Annotated in this window: 12 protein-coding genes; 9 read left to right on the forward strand and 3 right to left on the reverse strand. The window is 69.6% G+C overall.

The genetic code is table 11. The annotated features are described in order from the left end of the window. Positions 1 to 23: 23 nt before the first annotated feature. From NF20_RS05730 to NF20_RS05740, 3 genes are read left to right on the forward strand one after another with little or no spacing between them, the layout of a single operon-like run. Complete coding sequence (locus NF20_RS05730; RefSeq protein ID WP_009975863.1) at positions 24 to 449, forward strand: nuclear transport factor 2 family protein; 426 nt, start codon at positions 24 to 26, stop codon at positions 447 to 449. Between the two features lie 13 nt (positions 450 to 462). Further along, entirely contained in the window at positions 463 to 993 is a 531-nt protein-coding gene (locus tag NF20_RS05735; protein ID WP_011724266.1) for a MaoC family dehydratase, read from the forward strand. Further along, positions 990 to 1,427: a MaoC family dehydratase gene (locus NF20_RS05740; protein ID WP_003873112.1), complete on the forward strand. Its 438-nt coding sequence runs from the start codon at positions 990 to 992 to the stop codon at positions 1,425 to 1,427. Before NF20_RS05735 ends, NF20_RS05740 begins: the two co-directional genes overlap by 4 nt. Positions 1,428 to 1,496: 69 nt before the next feature. Here NF20_RS05740 and NF20_RS05745 read toward each other — a convergent pair whose 3' ends face one another. Continuing rightward, positions 1,497 to 2,963 carry an aldehyde dehydrogenase gene (locus tag NF20_RS05745; RefSeq protein ID WP_011724268.1) on the reverse strand — a complete coding sequence of 489 codons (1,467 nt, stop codon included), beginning with the start codon at positions 2,961 to 2,963 and terminating at the stop codon, positions 1,497 to 1,499. Positions 2,964 to 3,094: 131 nt separating this feature from the next. Between NF20_RS05745 and NF20_RS05750 the strand changes: the two genes are divergently transcribed. Beyond that, positions 3,095 to 4,447, forward strand: a complete 1,353-nt coding sequence (locus NF20_RS05750) for a lipocalin-like domain-containing protein (RefSeq protein WP_009975872.1) — start codon at positions 3,095 to 3,097, stop codon at positions 4,445 to 4,447. Here NF20_RS05750 and NF20_RS05755 read toward each other — a convergent pair. Beyond that, positions 4,436 to 5,581, reverse strand: a complete 1,146-nt coding sequence (locus NF20_RS05755) for an aromatic ring-hydroxylating oxygenase subunit alpha (RefSeq protein ID WP_011724269.1) — start codon at positions 5,579 to 5,581, stop codon at positions 4,436 to 4,438. The genes NF20_RS05750 and NF20_RS05755 overlap by 12 nt on opposite strands. A 40-nt stretch (positions 5,582 to 5,621) precedes the next feature. On the opposite strand from NF20_RS05755, the gene NF20_RS05760 reads away from it, so the two are divergent. The 5 genes from NF20_RS05760 (at position 5,622) to NF20_RS05780 (ending at position 18,994) form a co-directional block, all read left to right on the forward strand. After that, positions 5,622 to 6,530, forward strand: a complete 909-nt coding sequence (locus NF20_RS05760; protein WP_011724270.1) for a MerR family transcriptional regulator — start codon at positions 5,622 to 5,624, stop codon at positions 6,528 to 6,530. A 60-nt stretch (positions 6,531 to 6,590) separates the two neighbouring features. After that, positions 6,591 to 7,313, forward strand: coding sequence for a DUF1906 domain-containing protein (locus NF20_RS05765; RefSeq protein ID WP_009975877.1), 723 nt, complete (start codon positions 6,591 to 6,593; stop codon positions 7,311 to 7,313). A 563-nt stretch (positions 7,314 to 7,876) separates the two neighbouring features. Further along, the gene (locus NF20_RS05770; RefSeq protein WP_011724273.1) at positions 7,877 to 17,155 is read left to right on the forward strand and encodes a type I polyketide synthase; all 9,279 of its coding nucleotides are present in this window, start codon (positions 7,877 to 7,879) and stop codon (positions 17,153 to 17,155) included. Positions 17,156 to 17,183: 28 nt separating this feature from the next. After that, positions 17,184 to 17,576 (forward strand): holo-ACP synthase, encoded by a 393-nt coding sequence (locus NF20_RS05775; RefSeq protein ID WP_003873105.1) that lies wholly within the window; start codon positions 17,184 to 17,186, stop codon positions 17,574 to 17,576. After that, entirely contained in the window at positions 17,573 to 18,994 is a 1,422-nt protein-coding gene (locus NF20_RS05780) for a dipeptidase (protein WP_023861327.1), read from the forward strand. The genes NF20_RS05775 and NF20_RS05780 overlap by 4 nt, the downstream gene beginning before the upstream one ends. Here the strand turns inward: NF20_RS05780 and bcp are convergent, their stop codons facing one another. After that, on the reverse strand, positions 18,995 to 19,468 hold the full coding sequence (bcp, locus tag NF20_RS05785) for a thioredoxin-dependent thiol peroxidase (RefSeq protein ID WP_011724276.1): 474 nt from the start codon (positions 19,466 to 19,468) through the stop codon (positions 18,995 to 18,997). It lies immediately after the preceding gene. Positions 19,469 to 19,565 lie beyond the last annotated feature (97 nt).

Here is a 19,565-nt window from a genome sequence, read left to right on the forward strand (position 1 = left end):
TCCCGGAGAGGGTTCACAAGCAGATGTCCCTGACCTATCAACAAGAACAGTTTCTTCAGGCCGCGACGAGCCGAGCCGCCATCCTGAACCTGAACGCCCGGCACGATCGGGCCTATTCGGACGGCGACCGCGATGGCTGGATCGCCACCTTCCGCCACTCCGGCGCGAGCTACACCCGCGACGGAGAGGCGTTCACCGATCTGCGCGCCGCGTTCGACGGCGGCGACGACCAGCGCCTGGTCACCGTCGATCACGAGATCCACGTCGACGGGGTGACCGCGACGCAGCAGTGCGTCGCCGTGTTGTTCGCGGCCATGTTCGGTGACGCGGCGCTGCGGGCCACCGGGGTGTTCCGCGACGAGCTGATCTACGAGCGGGGCGGCTGGTATTTCACTTCCCGTGCCTTGCAGTGGGATTCGGTACCGAGTCGGCACCCGCTCGTCATGTGAGCGGCGCCGGCACGTGGATCAGGACTTCGGCCGGCGGCTGGCCTTCGGGACCTATGAAGACGCGCTGCGCATGGTCGGCGCGAAGGGCCAACCCCGCACCGCGGGCACGGCGGTCAGCGCCGCGCGCATCCAGCTGTTCGCCGCGATGGTCCGCGACGGCAACCGCTCGTACTGGGATTCCGCGTTCGCCCAACGCCATTGGGGAGGGCTGCTGGCGCCGCCGGCGCTGTTGATGGGCTGGCTGATTGCACCGCCCTGGCAGCCCGACGGCCGGCCATCCGCCTCATTGATCGCCCTGCGGGTGCCGCTGCCGGGCACCACGTTCATCAACGCGGCCAACGAGGTCGAGTTCCCCCACCCCATCGTCGAGGGCGACGTGCTGACCGTGGTCGACGAGCTGGTGTCGGTGTCACCGGAGAAGCGGACCCGGCTGGGCGTCGGCCACTTCGTCGAGACGCTGGAGACCTATCGGCGCCAGGACGGCACGGTGGTCGCCACCTCGCGGAACACGTTGTTCCGCTTCACCCCGGGGCCGTCGTCGTGACCGGTGCGGGCGTGGACTGGAGCCGGCTCAGCGTCCCCGCCGAGCTGCCGGAAGTGGTCGACCACATCAGCTACCAGCGGGTGGTGGAAAACGCCGGAGCGACGTGGGACTATTTCCCCGGCCATTTCGATCCGGATTACGCTCGGGCTCAAGGCAATCCGACGATCTATGTCAACACGATGCACCTGGCCGGCTTCGCCGACCGGGTCGCCACCGAGTGGGCGGGCCCACGCAGCCGGGTGGTGCGCCGCGCGATGCGGCTGGCCGGGCCGATATATGCCGGCGACACCATGATCGGGCGCGGCCGGGCGGTCGCCAAGCGCCGCGACACCTCGGTGGATCCGCCGAGATGCCTGGTCGACATCGAGATCGAAGTGACCAATCAGCATGGCGCGCTGTGCTGCCCGGTCGAGCTGACCGTGCAGCTGCCCTGACGCGCCGAGCGTGCAGTGGTTGCGAAAAATCCGCCGAATTTTCGCAGTGGTTGCACGCTCGGCGCTAATTCACAGCGGCGGCAGCTGCCCCTTGCACACGAGCGTCTGAAGCTCGACGTACTCGTGTAGCCCCTCGGGACCGAACTCCCGCCCGATGCCGGATTGCTTGAATCCGCCGAACGGGGCCCCGATGTCCAGGGTGTACATGTTGATGCCGTACGTGCCGGTGCGAACCGCGGCGGCGACCTCGAGGCCGTGGGCGACGTCGGCCGTCCACACCGAACCGGCCAGGCCGTAATCGGTTTCGTTGGCGATGCGGATGGCGTCGTCCTCGTCGCGGTAACGCAACACCGTCAACACCGGGCCGAAAATCTCCTCCCGGGCGATACGCATGTCGTTGGTGGCGTCGGCGAACAGCGTCGGCCGCACATACCAGCCGCGCCCGGCCGGGCTGTCCTCGCCGCCGAGCACCATGCGGGCCCCCTCACTGCGGCCGGACTTGATGTACTCCTGGACCCGGCGCTGTTGGCGTTGGGCGACAAGCGGTCCGATGTCCGTCGACTCGTCGGCCGGATCGCCGACATTCAGCTCCGCCATCATGGCGGCCAGGGCGTCGACGACCTCGTCGTGCTTGCGGTCGCTGACCAGGATGCGGGTCTGGGCGACGCAGGCCTGCCCGTTGTTCATCAGCCCCGCACTCTTCAGGCCGGCGACGGTCTTGTCGATGTCGGCGTCGTCGAGGATGATCGCCGCCGACTTGCCGCCCAACTCGAGGCTCACCCGCTTGAGCCGCTCCCCGCACAGGGCGGCGATCCGGCGCCCCACGGCACTCGAGCCGGTGAACGCGACCTTGTCCACTCCCGGGTGGCGCACCAGCGCCTCGCCCACGTCGGTGCCGCCGGGAAGCACCGACACCACACCCGGCGGCAGCTCCAGCTGCTCGATCATCTCGGCCAACCACAAAGCGTCCAAAGGGGTTTCGGGTGCTGGTTTCACGATCACCGTGCACCCCGCGATGAGCGCCGGGATCAGTTTGGGCATGATCAGGAACTGCGGCACGTTCCACGGCACGATCGCGCCCACCACCCCGACCGGGGCCCGGTGCAGGTGCACCTCGCCGAGCACGCCCTGGCGGCGTTCGGTCCAGGGAAAGTCCCGGGCGGCGGCCAGCGTGAGGTGGATCAGCGTCGCGGCGGCCGCTCCCTGACCCATCCGGCTGAAGCTGCGCGGCGACCCCATCTCGTCGGTGATCAGGTCGGCCATCTCGTCCATGTGCGCGGCGTAGATCGTGGCGAGCTGTTCGACCTTGGCCATCCGCTCGGCATGGCTCATCCGCGGCCATGGGCCGTGATCGAAGGCCCGGCGCGCGGCGGCGACGGCGGCGTCGACGTCCTCGGGACCGGCCGCCTGGGCATGGCCTATCGGCTGCTCGGAGTGCGGCGAGATCACGTCGAGCTGCTGCGGATTGGCCGGCTTTCGCCACTGCCCGCCGATGAACAGTTCGTCGTAGCAACGATGGTCGGAATTCTTCGTCATCGGGCGCCTCCTCGAGGCAGCGATGGGCGCTGGACCGGATCCGCACCGTAATTTGCTATTGACGCTAACATAGCGAAAAAAGGACAAGTCAGGAAGCCGCGGATGGATCATCGGCGACGGCGAGGCGAGAGATGAACAGCGACTGGCGCAGTTATCCATTCCAGCTGGTGCCCGGAGACGGCCAGCTCGAATTCCCCGCTGCCGAAGGCGAACACCGTGACCAGGAGTCGGACACCTGGTTCCTAGCGGGCCAGCTGGAGGCCGCCGGGGCCGACCGGTCGTTCGCCTTCCTGACCATCTTCAACAAGAACCGGCCCGGCGGCACGGTGGTCGCCGATTTCTACACGATGGCGCTGTTCGATCTCGATACCGGCGACTACGGCACCTATACGGATTACGACATGCCGCCGGCCAATCTCGAGCCGGGGGCGCCACGCAAGATGGGGCTGGCCGCCGGCTATCTCGACATCAGCTACGCCGGTGGCGCCGGCACCGCATCATGGACCAGCTGCCGCAACGGCGACGGCGGTTTACTGCCCTACACCTACCGGGTGAGCCTGGTCGGCGAGGACCATTGCGGCCGGCGGATGCGCCTGGACCTGGCCGTAACGCCAACGCGCGCACCGACTCCGGTGGGCGCGTCGGCCTACAACGGAAAGATCGTCTGCTTCGGCCAACGCGACACCTACTCCTACTTCCAGACCGGCATGGCGATGACGGGCACCCTGCGCTGGGGCGAGCAGGTTCACCAGGTGTCGGGCAGCAGCGGTCATGTCGATCGGCAGTGGTTCCCGAAATACGCCGGCGGTGGCGGATCCGGCGGAGACCCACGGGCCAGGTCGCACGAGTGGCGCACCATCAACTTCGACAACGGCGTCGACCTGAGCATCTGGCGGCAGTTCGACCGCACGAATAACAATGTCCTGCAACCGTTTACCGGGATCACGGTCAGCTATCCCGACTCCGCCATGGCGCCGGAGTGCGCCGAGGACGTCGAGGTCACCGTCAGCAGCTACGTCCGCTGGCCGGAGAGCATGCGGCCCTTGGTGCGTCCCCTTGCCCCTGCCCGGTACCTGCCCGATCGTCACCGGATCACCTGTCCCACATTGGGACTCGACATCACCGGCGAGCCGGTGGTGGCGGCGCCGGCGCACGGTCTGCCGATCGAATACATGGAAGGCCCCTACCGTTACCGCGGGACCCTGCAGGGACAACCGGTGACCGCGTTTGCCTTCAACGAACGGTCCCTGGCGCTCTACCGCGATTGGGAATTGGTCGAGGTGCTCGCCACCACCGTCATGCATACCGAACCGTCCGATCCCGACCTGCGGGCGACGGTGGATCGATTGGCCCCGTTGGTGGCCGCCGGCCGTCGGCGCGAGGCGGTCGAACTGCTGGCCGCCGTGCGCCCCGCCCAGACAGGCGCGCTGGCAACGTTATTGGACGATCTGGTGACGGTGCTGTCCACCGAGTCAGCCGGTTGAGGCCGCCAGCGCCTTGGCCCAGGTGATGTGGCGGTGCTGCAATCCCGGCTCGTTGCGGCCGAACACCAGGTGGTCGCGCGCGCCGGACTCGAGGTTGGCTTGCAGGCTCTCGACCAGCCGGTAGTCCTCGTCGCGCACGGTGGCGTGCGCATAGTCGAAGACGGCCTGGACGCCCGCGGCGACGGATTCGTCGGAAAGGTCTTGCGGTGTTGCGTTCTGGTGGACGGTGATTGACCGGCCGGGCCGATCGCCGGGGTAGACGCGGAACAGCTCGCCGTTGGCGATGGTCACCGACAGCACGATGTTGGGGAACAGCGCGTAGATCACCACCATGTTGTGGAACGGGTTCCACTGGTCCTCGGGTATGTCGTCGAGCTCCAGGATGGTGTTGAGCGGGAAGACCAGCCTATGATGCGGCCCGTAGGAGTCGAACACCGTGCAGTTGCTGCGCGCGATCGTGGCGAAGGTCTGCCGGTGCACGGTGGCGAAATGGTAGTTCTCGGCGAACGTGTCGATCGCGAGTTTCCAGTTGATCGCGCAGTCGAGCACCTTCTCGCCGAGCGGGGACCAGCGGCCGATACCCCAGGAGTCGAGTTCGTCGGCGAGCGGCCCGAGGTGGGTGGCCACGTCCAGCGTCGCTCCCGGATCCAGTGACACCCAAAGGAATCCGGCGAACTCGGTGGCCGGCAGCTCGGTCAGGCCGGCAGAGCGCAGCGTCACGTCCGGGAATCCCTCGCGGCCCGGCAGTCCGACCAGCCGGCCGGTGTTGTCGTAGGTCCACGCGTGGTAGGGGCAACTGAACCGGCTGGCGGTGCCGCATCCGGTCGCCACCTGCGACTGGCGGTGCAGGCAGACGTTGTTGAACGCCTTCACCGAGCCGTCGGAGGTTCGGGTCAACAGGACGGATCGGCCCATCACCGTCTTGGTGCAATACGTCCCGGGGGCGGGCAGCTCCGAGACGTAGCCCACCAACTGTGGGCTGGCCAGCAGCATGGCGCGGTCCTGCTGGTGCCGCTGCACGCAGGTGTAGTCACGCGCGTCGACGACGTGGGCGGTGGGGGCGAGATCGGTTGTCCTGTCCCGCGCCAGCTTCAAGGCACGCCGGGTCAGGTCGATGAGCTGATCGTGTTGCATCCGCTCAGTACAGACCTTGCGACAGTTGTAAGGTCAAGGAGTGGCTGAGCAGTTGCTGATCGGCGACGTCACGGCCCTGACCGGAATCGCCTCGGGCCGTATTCGCCACTACGAGAAGATCGGGCTGCTGCACGCCGACCACCTGTCCAACGGCTACCGCGTCTTCGACGTGGAACAGGTGCTCGACCTGTTGCGCATCGACCTGATGCGCAGTCTCGGCGTCGGCATCAACGACATTCAGCGATTGCTGCACGGCGGGCACAGCACGCTGGCGGATCTGCTCGACGAGCACCGCGCACTGCTGATCCAGCAGCGCGACCGGTTGGACCAACTGATCCGCGCCCTGGACGAATCCTGCGCCCAGTCAAGGGCGGCCGCCGACGGCACCGACGTCAGCGAGCACCTGCTGCGCCAGCTGGCGACCACGCATCGCGACAGCATCGGGGTGATCGGGCGGCTCAGCGCCCCGCTGCCGGCGCCGGTCGCCGCGATGTATGCCGACCTGTTCGACGAGTGGGACCTGCCGGTCCCCGCCCTGTTCGGGCAGATGAGGCTGCCGAGCGCGGCCAGCACCCTGCTGGCCCAACTGGCCGAGACCCCGGGGCGCCAGGTGCTGTTCGACCGGCTGCGCCGGCTGGCCGCCGACGTCATCGCGCTCGGCGAAAGCGTATCGGCGGCAACCGAACTCGCGCACAATTGGATCGAGCAGCAGCTGGCCGACCCGCTGCCCGACGACGTGGTCACGGTGCTGCGAGGCGTGCAACCGCTGTTGGGGCAGGACCCGGTGATCGTGCAGGGGTTTCGGGCCTGGGCGGGCTCGATCAGCCCGGCGGCCGCCCGGTTCATCGAGGAGATCGCGCGGCAGACCGCGCGCCGGGGCCTGGCGGCGGTGAGCGTCATCGTGCTGCCCGCGGCGGACCGGGCCCAAACCGCCGATGCGACGCCGTGATACAAATGTGACTCGTGTGATCAACGGGGCACATGGGGTTTATGTCGTACCCTATGGCCTGTGTCCTCCGTTTCGCGGCGCGATCTGCTGAAATTCGCGGCCGCGGCGCCGGCCCTGCTGGGCCTGGGCGTCGCGGGTTCGACGGCGTACGCCGCGCCGGCGTCGGCATCGCTGGGCACCCTGCTCGACTACGCGGCCGGTGTCATCCCGGGCAGCCAGTTGCGGGCGGCCGGCGCCCTGGGGGCGATTCGGTACGTGTCGGACCGCCGGCCCGGCGGGAACTGGATGCTGGGCAAGCCGATCCAGGTGGCCGAGGCGCGCGATCTCAACGCCAACGGGCTCAAGATCGTGTCCTGCTACCAGTACGGCAAGGGCAACACCGCGGACTGGCTGGGCGGCGCCAGCGCCGGCCTGCAGCACGCGCAGCGCGGCATGCAGCTGCACGCCGCGGCGGGCGGGCCGGCCACCGCACCCATTTACGCCTCGATCGACGACGACCCGTCCTACGAGCAGTACAAGAGCCAGATCGCGCCGTATCTGCGGTCGTGGGAGTCGGTGATCGGCCATCAGCGCACAGGCGTGTACGCCAATTCCAAAACCATCGATTGGGCGTTGCACGACGGGCTGGGCTCCTATTTCTGGCAGCACAACTGGGGATCGCCCAAGGGGTTCACCCATCCGGCCGCCCATCTGCACCAGGTCGAGATCGACAAACGCAGCGTGGGCGGGGTCGGGGTGGACATCAACGAGATCCTCAAGCCCCAATTCGGGCAGTGGGTCTAGCCGCCGCCGGGCCCTCGCGAGCCGTCACCGCGGCCGCCGGGCCGGCCGGAAGGCCGACTCTTAGAAATTCCAGCAAACACTCGTTCGCTCATTTTCTCGGCGCGCGGCCGCCGGCGATCGCCGCACGGCGCCGCCGACGCCGGCTCGACGGCGCTTCGCGGCGCAAAATTTTTACATAACGATTCGATAACAAAACTGCTTTGATCTGCGCAGTTATAGCTACTCGACCGTAACCACCTGCACGCAGCAGGTTTGTTCGCCGCGTCCGCGCCGCCGGCGAAACCCGGTGTTACCCACAACACGGTTACCCATGCGTAGAACTCACCAGTAACCGATCAGCACGCGAAACGAGGGGCCGATCCTTATGACACTCTTAGTGCAGCCGATGAAGTCCGCCGCGCCGCTTCGCACCACCGGGGCGGCCGCCGACGTCACACCGGCCGGCCGTTTCCCGGCCGCGATTCGACGCGGAATCGACGGGCACCGACGAGGCCCCAACCCTCTGGCGGTGACCGCCACACGAACTTCAGACCTAAAGACGCATATCAGGGGAGACAGAGAAGGTGACGATCCACGAGCACGACCGGGTGTCCGCCGACCGCGACGGGCAGGGCCCGCATGGGGTCAAGCACCCACCAGCCGGGGACACGCATGCTCTGGTCGACCGCCTGGCGGCCGGCGAGCCCTACGCGGTGGCCTTCGGCGGCCAGGGCAGCGCCTGGCTGGAGACCCTCGAAGAGCTGGTCTCGTCGGCCGGCATCGAGCCGGAGCTGGCAACCCTGGTCGGTGAGGTCGACCTGCTGCTCGAGCCGGTGGCGAAAGAGCTCGTCGTGGTGCGCCCGATCGGCTTCGAGCCGCTGTCCTGGGTGCGCGCGCTGGCCGCCGAGGACCCGGTCCCGTCCAACAAGCACCTGACCTCGGCCGCGGTCTCCATCCCCGGCGTGCTGCTGACCCAGATCGCGGCCGTGCGCGCGCTGGCACGCCAGGGCATGGACCTGACGGCCACGCCGCCGGTGGCCGTCGCCGGACATTCCCAGGGCGTGCTGGCCGTCGAGGCGCTCAAAGGCGCGGGCGCTCGCGACGTCGAGCTGCTGGCGCTGGCCCAGCTGATCGGTGCCGCCGGCACGCTGGTGGCCCGCCGGCGCGGCATCTCGGTGCTCGGCGACCGTCCGCCCATGGTGTCGGTCACCAACGCCGACCCCGAGCGGATCAGCCGGCTGCTCGACGAGTTCGCCCAGGACGTACGCACCGTGCTGCCGCCCGTGCTGTCCATCCGCAACGGCCGCCGTTCGGTCGTCATCACCGGCACCCCGGAACAGTTGTCGCGCTTCGAGCTGTACTGCCGGCAGATCTCGGAGAAGGAAGAGGCCGAGCGCAAGAACAAGCTGCGCGGCGGCGACGTCTTCGCGCCGGTGTTCGATCCGGTGCAGGTCGAGGTGGGCTTCCACACGCCCCGGCTGGCCGACGGCATCGATATCGTCGGCGGCTGGGCAGAGAAAGTCGGCCTGGACGTCGCCCTGGCCCGGGAACTGACCGAGGCCATCCTGGTGCGCCGGGTGGACTGGGTGCAGGAGATCACCCGCGTACACGAGTCGGGCGCGCGCTGGATTCTGGACCTGGGCCCCGGCGACATCCTGACCCGGCTGACCGCGCCGGTGATCCGCGGCCTCGGCGTGGGCATCGTGCCCGCCGCGACCCGCGGGGGACAGCGCAACCTGTTCACCGTCGGCGCCGTCCCCGAGGTGGCGCGGGCCTGGTCGAGCTACGCCCCGACGCTGGTTCGGCTGCCCGACGGCAGGGTCAAGCTGTCGACCAAGTTCACCCGCCTGACGGGCCGCTCGCCGATCCTGTTGGCCGGCATGACCCCGACCACGGTGGACGCCAAGATCGTGGCCGCCGCGGCCAACGCCGGGCACTGGGCCGAGCTGGCCGGCGGCGGGCAGGTCACCGAGGAGATCTTCGCCGCCCGGATCGAGGAGCTGTCCGGGCTGCTCGAGGAGGGCCGCACCTACCAGTTCAACGCGCTGTTCTTGGACCCGTACCTGTGGAAGCTGCAGGTCGGCGGCAAGCGGCTGGTGCAGAAGGCGCGCCAGTCCGGCGCGGCGATCGACGGCCTGGTGATCAGCGCCGGCATCCCCGAGCTGGAGGAGGCCGTCGAGCTGATCGAGGAGCTGGGCGACGTCGGCATCAGCAACATCGTGTTCAAGCCCGGCACCGTCGAACAGATCCGTTCGGTGATCCGCATCGCCACCGAGGTGTCCACCAAGCCGGTGATCGTGCACATCGAGGGCGGCCGCGCCGGCGGCCACCACTCCTGGGAGGACCTCGACGACCTGCTGCTGGCGACCTACTCGGAGCTGCGGTCGCGGCCCAACATCACCGTCTGCGTCGGCGGCGGCATCGGCACCCCCGAGCGGGCGGCCGAGTACCTGTCCGGTCGGTGGGCCGAGAAGTACGGCTTCCCGCTGATGCCGATCGACGGCATCCTGGTCGGCACCGCGGCGATGGCGACGCTGGAGTCCACCACCTCGCCGTCGGTCAAGCGGATGCTGGTCGAAACCCAGGGCACCGAGCACTGGATCGGCGCCGGAAAAGCCGTGGGCGGCATGGCATCCAGCCGCAGCCAGCTCGGCGCGGACATCCACGAGATCGACAACAGCGCCTCGCGGTGCGGCCGGCTGCTGGACGAGGTCGCCGGTGACGCCGAGGCCGTCGCGGAACGCCGCGACGAGATCATCGCCGCGATGGCCAAGACCGCCAAGCCGTACTTCGGCGACGTCGGGGAGATGACCTACCTGCAGTGGCTGCAGCGCTATGTCGAGCTGGCCATCGGCGACGGCGACTCCACCGCCGACACCGCGTCACCGGGCAGCCCGTGGCTGGCCGACACCTGGCGCGACCGTTTCGAGCAGATGCTGCAACGCGCCGAAGCACGTTTGCACGCAAAGGATTTCGGTCCCATCGAGACGCTGTTCGACGGCTCGACCGAGGACGGCGCGCGGCTGCTGGAAAACCCGGCCGAGGCCATCGCCACCCTGCTGGCGCACTACCCCGACGCCGAATCCGTGCAGCTGCACCCGGCCGACGTCCCGTTCTTCGTCACGCTGTGCAAGACGCCCGGCAAGCCGGTCAACTTCGTGCCGGTCATCGACAAGGACGTCCGGCGCTGGTGGCGCAGCGACTCGCTGTGGCAGGCCCACGACGCCCGCTACGACGCCGACCAGGTGTGCATCATCCCGGGCACCGCCGCGGTGGCCGGCATCACCCGGATGGACGAACCCGTCGGGGAACTGCTGGACCGCTTCGAGCAGGCCGCCATCGACGAGGCGCTGGCCGCCGGGGTGCAACCCGCGGCCGTCACGTCGCGCCGGACCGGTCGCGCCGACGTGACGGGACCGCTGGCCGTGGTGCTGGACGCCCCCGACGTGCAGTGGGCCGGCCGCACCGCGATCAACCCGGTGCACCGCATCGCCGAGCCCGGCGACTGGCTGGTGCACGACGGGCCGGACAGCCGCCGCGCCACCCACTCGTCCACCGGGGCGCGGCTGCAGGTCGAGGGCGACCGCGTCGTCCTCAGCGTCCCGGTGTCGGGCACCTGGGTCGAGATTCCATTCACCTTGCCGCCCAACACCATTGACGGCGGCACCCCGGTGGTCTCCACCGACGACGCGGCCACGGCGATGCGCGCGGTGCTGGCGATCGCCGCCGGCGTGGACGGGCCGGAGTTCTTGCCGAAGGTCGTCGACGGCGCGGCCACCGTCACGGTGGACTGGGATCCCGAGCGGGTCGCCGACCACACCGGGGTCACGGCCACCTTCGGTGAGCCGTTGGCGCCCAGCCTCACCACCGTGCCCGACGCGCTGGTCGGCCTGTGCTGGCCGGCGGTCTTCGCGGCGATCGGTGCGGCGGCCACCGACACCGGCGTCCCGGTCGTGGAGGGCCTGCTGAGCCTGGTGCACCTGGACCACGCCGCGCACATGGTCGGCAAGCTGCCCACCACGCTGGCCCAATTGACCGTCACCGCAACGGCTTCGGCGGCCGCCGACACCGACATGGGCCGCGTCGTCCCGGTCTCGGTCACCATCGCCGACGCCGGCGGCCAGGTGATCGCCACCCTCGACGAGCGTTTCGCGATCCTGGGCCGCACCGGCCCCGCCGAACTGACCGACCCCGCCCGCGCCGGGGGAGCGGTGTCGGAGAACGCCACCGACACCCCGCGCCGGCGCCGCCGCGACGTCACCATCACCGCGCCGGTCGACATGCGGCCCTTCGCGGTGGTGTCCGGCGACCACAACCCCATCCACACCGACCGGGCCGCCGCGCTGCTGGCCGGTCTGGAAACGCCGATCGTGCACGGCATGTGGCTGTCCGCCGCCGCCCAGCACGCGGTGACCGCCACCGACGGTCAGGCCCGCCCGCCGGCGCGGCTGATCGGCTGGACCGCCCGCTTCCTGGGCATGGTGCGTCCCGGTGACGAGGTCGCGTTCCGCGTGGACCGTGTCGGAATCGACCAGGGCGCAGAGGTTTTGGAGGTGGCCGCCCGCGTCGGGTCGGACCTGGTGATGTCCGCGACCGCGCGCCTGGCCGCCCCGCGCACCGTCTATGCGTTCCCCGGCCAGGGCATTCAGCACAAGGGCATGGGCATGGACGTGCGGGCCCGGTCCAAGGCCGCGCGCAAGGTGTGGGACAAGGCCGACAAGTTCACCCGCGACACGCTGGGCTTCTCGGTGCTGCACGTGGTGCGCGACAACCCGACCAGCATCATCGCCAGCGGTGTGCACTACAACCACCCCGAGGGCGTGCTGTACCTGACGCAGTTCACCCAGGTCGCGATGGCCACGGTGGCGGCGGCGCAGGTCGCCGAGATGCGTGAGCAGGGCGCCTTCGTCGAGGACGCGATCGCCTGCGGGCACTCGGTCGGCGAGTACACCGCGCTGGCCTGCGTGACGGGCATCTACGAGCTGGAAGCCTTGCTGGAGACGGTGTTTCACCGCGGCTCCAAGATGCACGACATCGTGCCGCGCGACGAGCTGGGCCGGTCCAACTACCGGCTGGCGGCGATCCGTCCGTCGCAGATCGACCTGCCGGACGACGAGGTGCCGGCGTTCGTCGCCGGAATCGCCGAGCGCACAGGGGAATTCCTGGAGATCGTGAACTTCAACCTGCGGGGTTCGCAGTACGCGATCGCCGGCACGGTGCGCGGGTTGGAGGCGCTCGAGGAAGAGGTGGAGCGGCGCCGCGAGATCACCGGCGGCAAGCGCTCGTTCATCTTGGTGCCCGGCATCGACGTGCCCTTCCACTCGCGGGTGCTGCGCGTCGGTGTGGCGGAGTTCCGGCGTTCGCTGGACCGGGTGATGCCGCGCGACAAGGATCCCGACATCATCATCGGGCGCTACATCCCCAACCTGGTGCCGCGGCCATTCACCCTGGACCGCGACTTCATCCAGGAGATCCGCGACCTGGTGCCGGCCGAACCGCTGGACCCGATCCTGGCCGACTACGACACCTGGCTCGCCGAGCGCCGGATCGAGATGGCCCGCACGGTGTTGATCGAGCTGCTGGCCTGGCAGTTCGCCAGCCCGGTGCGCTGGATCGAAACCCAGGACCTGCTGTTCACCGAGGAGGCGGCCGGCGGTCTGGGCGTGGAGCGGTTCGTCGAGATCGGTGTGAAGTCCGCACCGACCGTCGCCGGGCTGGCCACCAACACCCTCAAACTGCCCGAATATGCGCACAGCACAGTCGAAGTGCTCAATGCCGAGCGTGACGCGGCGGTGCTGTTCGCCACCGACACCGACCCCGAGCCGGAACCGGAGGCGGACGAGGCTTCCGATTCGGCCGTTCCGGCCTCATCGGACGGTGCACCCATGTCCGATGTCGCCCCGGCTCCGGCCGCGGCTCCGTCCGGGGCTCCGCGTCCCGAGGACATCCCGTTCGACGCCGCCGACGCCACGCTGGCGCTGATCGCGCTGTCGGCCAAGATGCGCATCGACCAGATCGAGGAACTGGACTCCATCGAGTCCATCACCGACGGCGCCTCGTCGCGGCGCAACCAGCTGCTGGTGGACCTGGGATCGGAGCTGAACCTGGGCGCCATCGACGGCGCCGCCGAAGCCGACCTGGCCGGGTTGCGCACTCAGGTGACCAAGCTGGCGCGCACCTACAAGCCTTACGGCCCAGTGCTTTCCGACGCGATCAACGACCAGCTGCGCACGGTGCTGGGGCCCTCGGGTAAGCGGCCCGGCGCCATCGCCGAGCGGGTCAAGAAGACCTGGGAGCTCGGCGAGGGCTGGGCCAAGCACGTCACGGTCGAGGTGGCGCTGGGCACCCGCGAGGGCACCAGTGTCCGCGGCGGCGCGCTGGGTCATCTGCACGAGGGCGCGCTGGCCGACGCCGCCGCCGTCGACAAGGCCATCGACGCCGCGGTCGCCGCGGTCGCCGCGCGGCGCGGCATCACGGTGGCGCTGCCGTCCGCGGGCGGTGGCGGTGCCGGTGCGACCATCGACGCCGTCGCACTGGGCGAATTCACCGAACAGATCACCGGCCGCGACGGCGTGCTGGCCTCGGCGGCGCGCCTGGTGCTCAACCAGCTGGGCCTGGACGAGCCGGCTGGCGCCGCGGCCGCGTCAGCGGCCACCGACGCCGAGCTGATCGACCTGGTGACGGCCGAACTCGGCGCGGACTGGCCGCGTCTGGTGGCGCCGGTGTTCGACCCCAAGAAGGCCGTGCTGTTCGACGACCGGTGGGCCAGCGCCCGCGAAGACCTGGTCAAGTTGTGGCTCGCCGACGAGGGCGACATCGACTCGCAGTGGCTGCACCTGTCCGAAAGGTTCGAGGGCGCAGGCCATGTCGTGGCCACCCAGGCCACCTGGTGGCAGGGCAAAGCCCTGTCCGCGGGCCGCGCCGTGCACGCGTCGCTGTACGGCCGCATCGCCGCCGGCGCCGAGAATCCCGACCCGGGCCGCTACAGCCACGAGGTCGCCGTGGTGACCGGCGCGTCCAAAGGTTCGATCGCCTCGTCGGTGGTCGCGCGACTGCTCGACGGCGGCGCCACCGTCATCGCGACCACGTCGAAGCTGGACGACGAGCGGCTGGCGTTCTACCGGGGCCTGTATCGCGACCACGCACGCTACGGCGCGGCGCTGTGGGTGGTCGCCGCCAATATGGCGTCCTACTCCGACATCGATGCGCTGGTCGAGTGGATCGGCACCGAGCAGACGGAAAGCCTTGGGCCCCAGTCGATCCACATCAAGGACGCGCAGACCCCGACGCTGTTGTTCCCGTTCGCCGCACCGCGGGTGGCCGGCGACCTGTCCGAGGCCGGCTCTCGCTCCGAGATGGAGATGAAGGTGCTGCTGTGGGCGGTGCAGCGGCTGATCGGCGGGCTGTCCAAGATCGGTGCCGAGCGCGACATCGCCTCCCGGCTGCACGTCGTGCTGCCCGGCTCGCCCAACCGCGGAATGTTCGGCGGCGACGGCGCTTACGGTGAGGCCAAGTCGGCGCTGGACGCGCTGGTGAGTCGTTGGCACGCCGAGTCGTCCTGGGCGGCCCGGGTCAGCCTGGCGCACGCGCTGATCGGCTGGACCCGCGGCACCGGGCTGATGGGCCACAACGACGCCATCGTCGACGCGGTCGAACAGGCCGGCGTCACCACCTACTCCACCGACGAGATGGCGGCGATGCTGCTGGATCTCTGCGACGTCGAGTCGAAGGTGGCCGCGGCCAGCGCCCCGATCAAGGCCGACCTGACCGGCGGCCTGGGCGAGGCCGACCTGGACATGGCCGAGCTGGCCGCCAAGGCCCGCGAGCAGGCCACCGGCGCGGAGCCGGCCGCCGACGACGGCCCGACGCCGGGCACCATCGCCGCGCTGCCGTCGCCGCCGCGCGGGTTCACCCCGGCACCGCCGCCGGAGTGGGCCGACCTGGACGTCGACCCGGCCGATCTGGTGGTGATCGTCGGCGGCGCCGAACTCGGCCCGTACGGCTCGTCGCGCACCCGCTTCGAGATGGAGGTCGACAACGAACTGTCGGCGGCGGGGGTGCTCGAGCTGGCCTGGACCACCGGCCTGATCCGCTGGGAGGACGACCCCCAACCCGGTTGGTACGACACCGAATCCGGTGAGCTGGTCGACGAGTCCGAGCTGGTCGAGCGCTACCACGACACCGTCGTGGCGCGCTGCGGCATCCGCGAGTTCGTCGACGACGGCGCGATCGACCCCGATCACGCGTCGCCGCTGCTGGTCTCGGTGTTCCTGGACAAGGACTTCACCTTCGTGGTGTCCTCGGAGGCCGACGCCCGCGCGTTCGTCGAGTTCGATCCCGAACACACGATCATCCGGCCGGTGCCCGACTCCAGCGACTGGCAGGTCACCCGCAAGGCGGGCACCGAGATCCGGGTGCCGCGAAAGACCAAGCTTTCGCGGGTGGTTGGCGGCCAGCTGCCTACCGGGTTCGACCCGACGGTCTGGGGCATCAGCCCCGACATGGCGAGTTCCATTGACCGGGTAGCGGTTTGGAACATCGTGGCGACGGTCGACGCATTCCTGAGCGCCGGGTTCAGCCCGGCCGAGGTGATGCGCTACGTGCACCCGAGCCTGGTGGCCAACACCATGGGCACCGGCATGGGCGGCGGCACCTCGATGCAGACGCTGTATCACGGCAACCTGCTGGGCCGTAACAAGCCCAATGACATCTTCCAGGAGATCCTGCCGAATATCGTTGCCGCACATGTGGTTCAGTCCTACATCGGCAGCTACGGCGCCATGATCCACCCGGTGGCCGCGTGCGCGACGGCCGCGGTCTCGGTGGAGGAAGGCGTCGACAAGATCCGGCTGGGCAAGGCGGAGATGGTGGTCGCCGGCGGCATCGACGACCTGACGCTGGAGGGCATCATCGGGTTCGGTGACATGGCGGCCACCGCCGACACCGGCATGATGCGCGGCCGGGGCATCTCGGACGCCAAGTTCTCCCGGCCCAACGACCGGCGCCGGCTCGGCTTCGTCGAGGCCCAGGGCGGCGGCACCATCCTGCTGGCCCGCGGCGACCTGGCGTTGAAGATGGGTCTGCCGGTGCTGGCGGTGGTGGCCTACGCGCAGTCGTTCGCCGACGGCGTGCACACCTCGATCCCGGCGCCGGGGCTGGGTGCGCTGGGAGCCGGTCGCGGCGGCAAGGATTCGCCGTTGGCGCGCGCGCTGGCCAAGCTCGGGGTGGGCGCCGACGACGTCGCGGTGATCTCCAAGCACGACACCTCGACGCTGGCCAACGATCCCAACGAGACCGAACTGCACGAGCGGCTCGCCGACTCGCTGGGGCGCTCGGAGGGTGCTCCGCTGTTCGTGGTGTCGCAGAAGAGCCTCACCGGGCACGCCAAGGGCGGCGCGGCGGTCTTCCAGATGATGGGCCTGTGCCAGATGCTGCGCGACGGGGTGATCCCGCCCAACCGCAGCCTGGATTGCGTCGACGACGAACTCGCCGGCTCGGCCCACTTCGTCTGGGTGCGCGAGACCTTGCGGCTCGGCGACAAGTTCCCGCTGAAGGCGGGGATGGTGACCAGCCTTGGCTTCGGCCATGTTTCGGGTTTGGTGGCGCTGGTGCACCCGCAGGCGTTCCTCGCCGCGCTCGACCCGGAGCAGCGCGCGGACTACCAGCAGCGCGCCAACGCGCGGCTGCTGGCCGGTCAGCGGCGGCTGGTCTCGGCGATCGCCGGGGGCGCGCCGATGTACCAGCGGCCACCGGACCGTCGCTTCGACCATGACGTGCCGGAGAAGCGTCAGGAGGCCGCGATGCTGCTCGATCCCGCCTCGCGGTTGGGTGACGGCGACGCCTACCAGGTCTCTGCCGGGTGACGGCGGCGATCCGTTAGCCTGGCGACCCATGGGAATTGTCGGTGTGGGGATCGATCTCGTCTCGATTCCCGAATTCGCCGAGCAGGTCGACCAGCCGGGAACGGTCTTCTCCGAGACGTTCACGCCGGGGGAGCGCCGCGACGCCTCGGACAAGAGCTCGTCGGCGGCGCGTCACCTGGCGGCCCGCTGGGCCGCCAAGGAGGCCGTGATCAAGGCCTGGTCGGGTTCACGGTTCGCGCAGCGGCCGGTGCTGCGCGAGGACATCCACCGCGACATCGAGGTGGTCACCGACATGTGGGGGCGCCCGCGGGTCCGGTTGAGCGGTGACATCGCCAAGCACCTGGCCGACGTGACGATTCACGTGTCGCTGACGCACGAGAAAGACACCGCCGCCGCGGTGGCGATCCTGGAGACTCCTTGAGCGCGAGCAGACACAATAGCGCCGCGACACGCCGTGAAGAAGGGGCTTTTGCGTCTGCTCGCGAGATAACGGAGCGGGTGCGCGAGGTGCTGCCGTCGGTGCGGCGCGACCTGGAAGAGCTGGTGCGCATCGAATCGGTGTGGGCCGACCCCGGGCGACGGTCCGAGGTGCAGCGCAGCGCGCGGGCGGTGGCAGATTTGTTGGCGCAGGCCGGTTTCGGCGATGTGCGGATCGTCAGCGAAGGCGGCGCGCCGGCGGTCATCGCCCGCCATCCCGCGCCGCCCGGCGCGCCCACCGTGCTGTTGTATGCCCACCACGACGTGCAGCCCGAAGGCGACCGCGGGCAATGGGTCTCGCCGCCCTTCGAGCCCACCGAACGCGACGGCCGGCTCTACGGCCGCGGCAGCGCCGACGACAAGGCCGGCATCGCAACACATTTGGCGGCGTTCCGGGCGCACGGCGGCCGGCCGCCGGTGGGGGTGACGGTCTTCGTCGAGGGCGAAGAGGAATCCGGCTCGCCGTCGTTGGGGCGGTTGCTGGCCGCGCACCGCGACACCCTGGCCGCCGACGTGATCGTCATTGCCGACTCGGACAACTGGAGCGTCGACACCCCGGCGTTGACGGTGTCGCTGCGCGGCCTGGTCGACTGCGTGGTCGAGGTGGCCACCCTCGACCACGGTCTGCACTCCGGGTTGTGGGGTGGGGTGGTGCCCGACGCGCTGAGCGTGCTGGTGCGCCTGCTGGCCAGCCTGCACGACGACGACGGCAACGTGGCCGTCGCCGGACTGCATGAGACAGACATCGCCACGCTGAACTATCCCGACTATCCGCCCGAGCGGGTCCGCGCCGATTCGGGCGTGCTGCCAGGCGTGTCCGAGATCGGCTCGGGCTCAGTGCCGCAACGGCTTTGGGCCAAACCGGCGATCACCGTGATCGGCATCGACGCGACACCCGTCGAGCGGGCGTCCAACACGCTGATCCCGCGGGCCCGCGCCAAGATCAGCATGCGGGTGGCGCCCGGCGGCGACGCGGCGGCGCACCTGGACGCGCTGACCGCGCACCTGCAACAGCACGCGCCGTGGGGCGCACAGGTCAGCGTCACCCGCGGGGACATCGGCGAACCCTACGCGATCGACGCCAGCGGCAGCGTCTACGACGCCGCCCGAGCGGCCTTCCGCCAGGCGTGGGGCACCGAGCCGATCGACATGGGCATGGGCGGCTCCATCCCGTTCATCGCCGAATTCGCGGCCGCCTTCCCGGAGGCGAAGATTCTGGTCACCGGCGTGGAAGACCCCGCGACCCAAGCGCACAGCATCAACGAGAGCCTGCATCTGGGCGTGCTGGAACGCGCGGCGATCAGCGAGGCGCTGCTGCTGGCCAACCTGGCTGACCTGGCTGACCTGCCCAACCCGGGCTGACTAGACCGACAGGTCGCGGCGGAGCTTGGCGACGTGACCGGTGGCCTTCACGTTGTACTGGGCGACGGCGATCCTGCCCTTCTCGTCGACCACGAAGGTGGAGCGGATGACGCCGGTGACCGTCTTGCCGTACATCTGCTTTTCGCCGTAGGCGCCGTAGGCCGTCAGCACCTTGCGGTCCGGGTCGGACAGCAGCGGGAAGGTCAGCTTCTCGGCGTCGCGGAACTTGGCCAGCTTCTCGGGCTTGTCGGGGGAGATGCCGACGACGTCCAGGCCGGCGCCGTTGAGCTCGGCCAAGCTGTCACGAAAGTCGCACGCCTGCTTGGTGCATCCTGGCGTCGACGCGGCCGGATAGAAGTACACGATCACCTTGCGGCCCTTGAAGTCGGACAGCTTCACGGTGTTGCCGTCGGCGTCGGGCAGGCTGAAGGCGGGCGCTTTGTCGCCCGGTGCGAGCCGCGTGGTCTCGGTCAAGGTGAGTCCCTTTCTGTTCACCGGAGCGTGGGGATCGCCGCCAGCTGATCTAGGGTAGTTCGGGCAGGCGCATGAGCCAGACAGCGGGCGACTTGGA

Source organism: Mycobacterium sp. MAC_080597_8934, from assembly GCF_000523975.1.
Lineage (GTDB): Bacteria > Actinomycetota > Actinomycetes > Mycobacteriales > Mycobacteriaceae > Mycobacterium > Mycobacterium avium.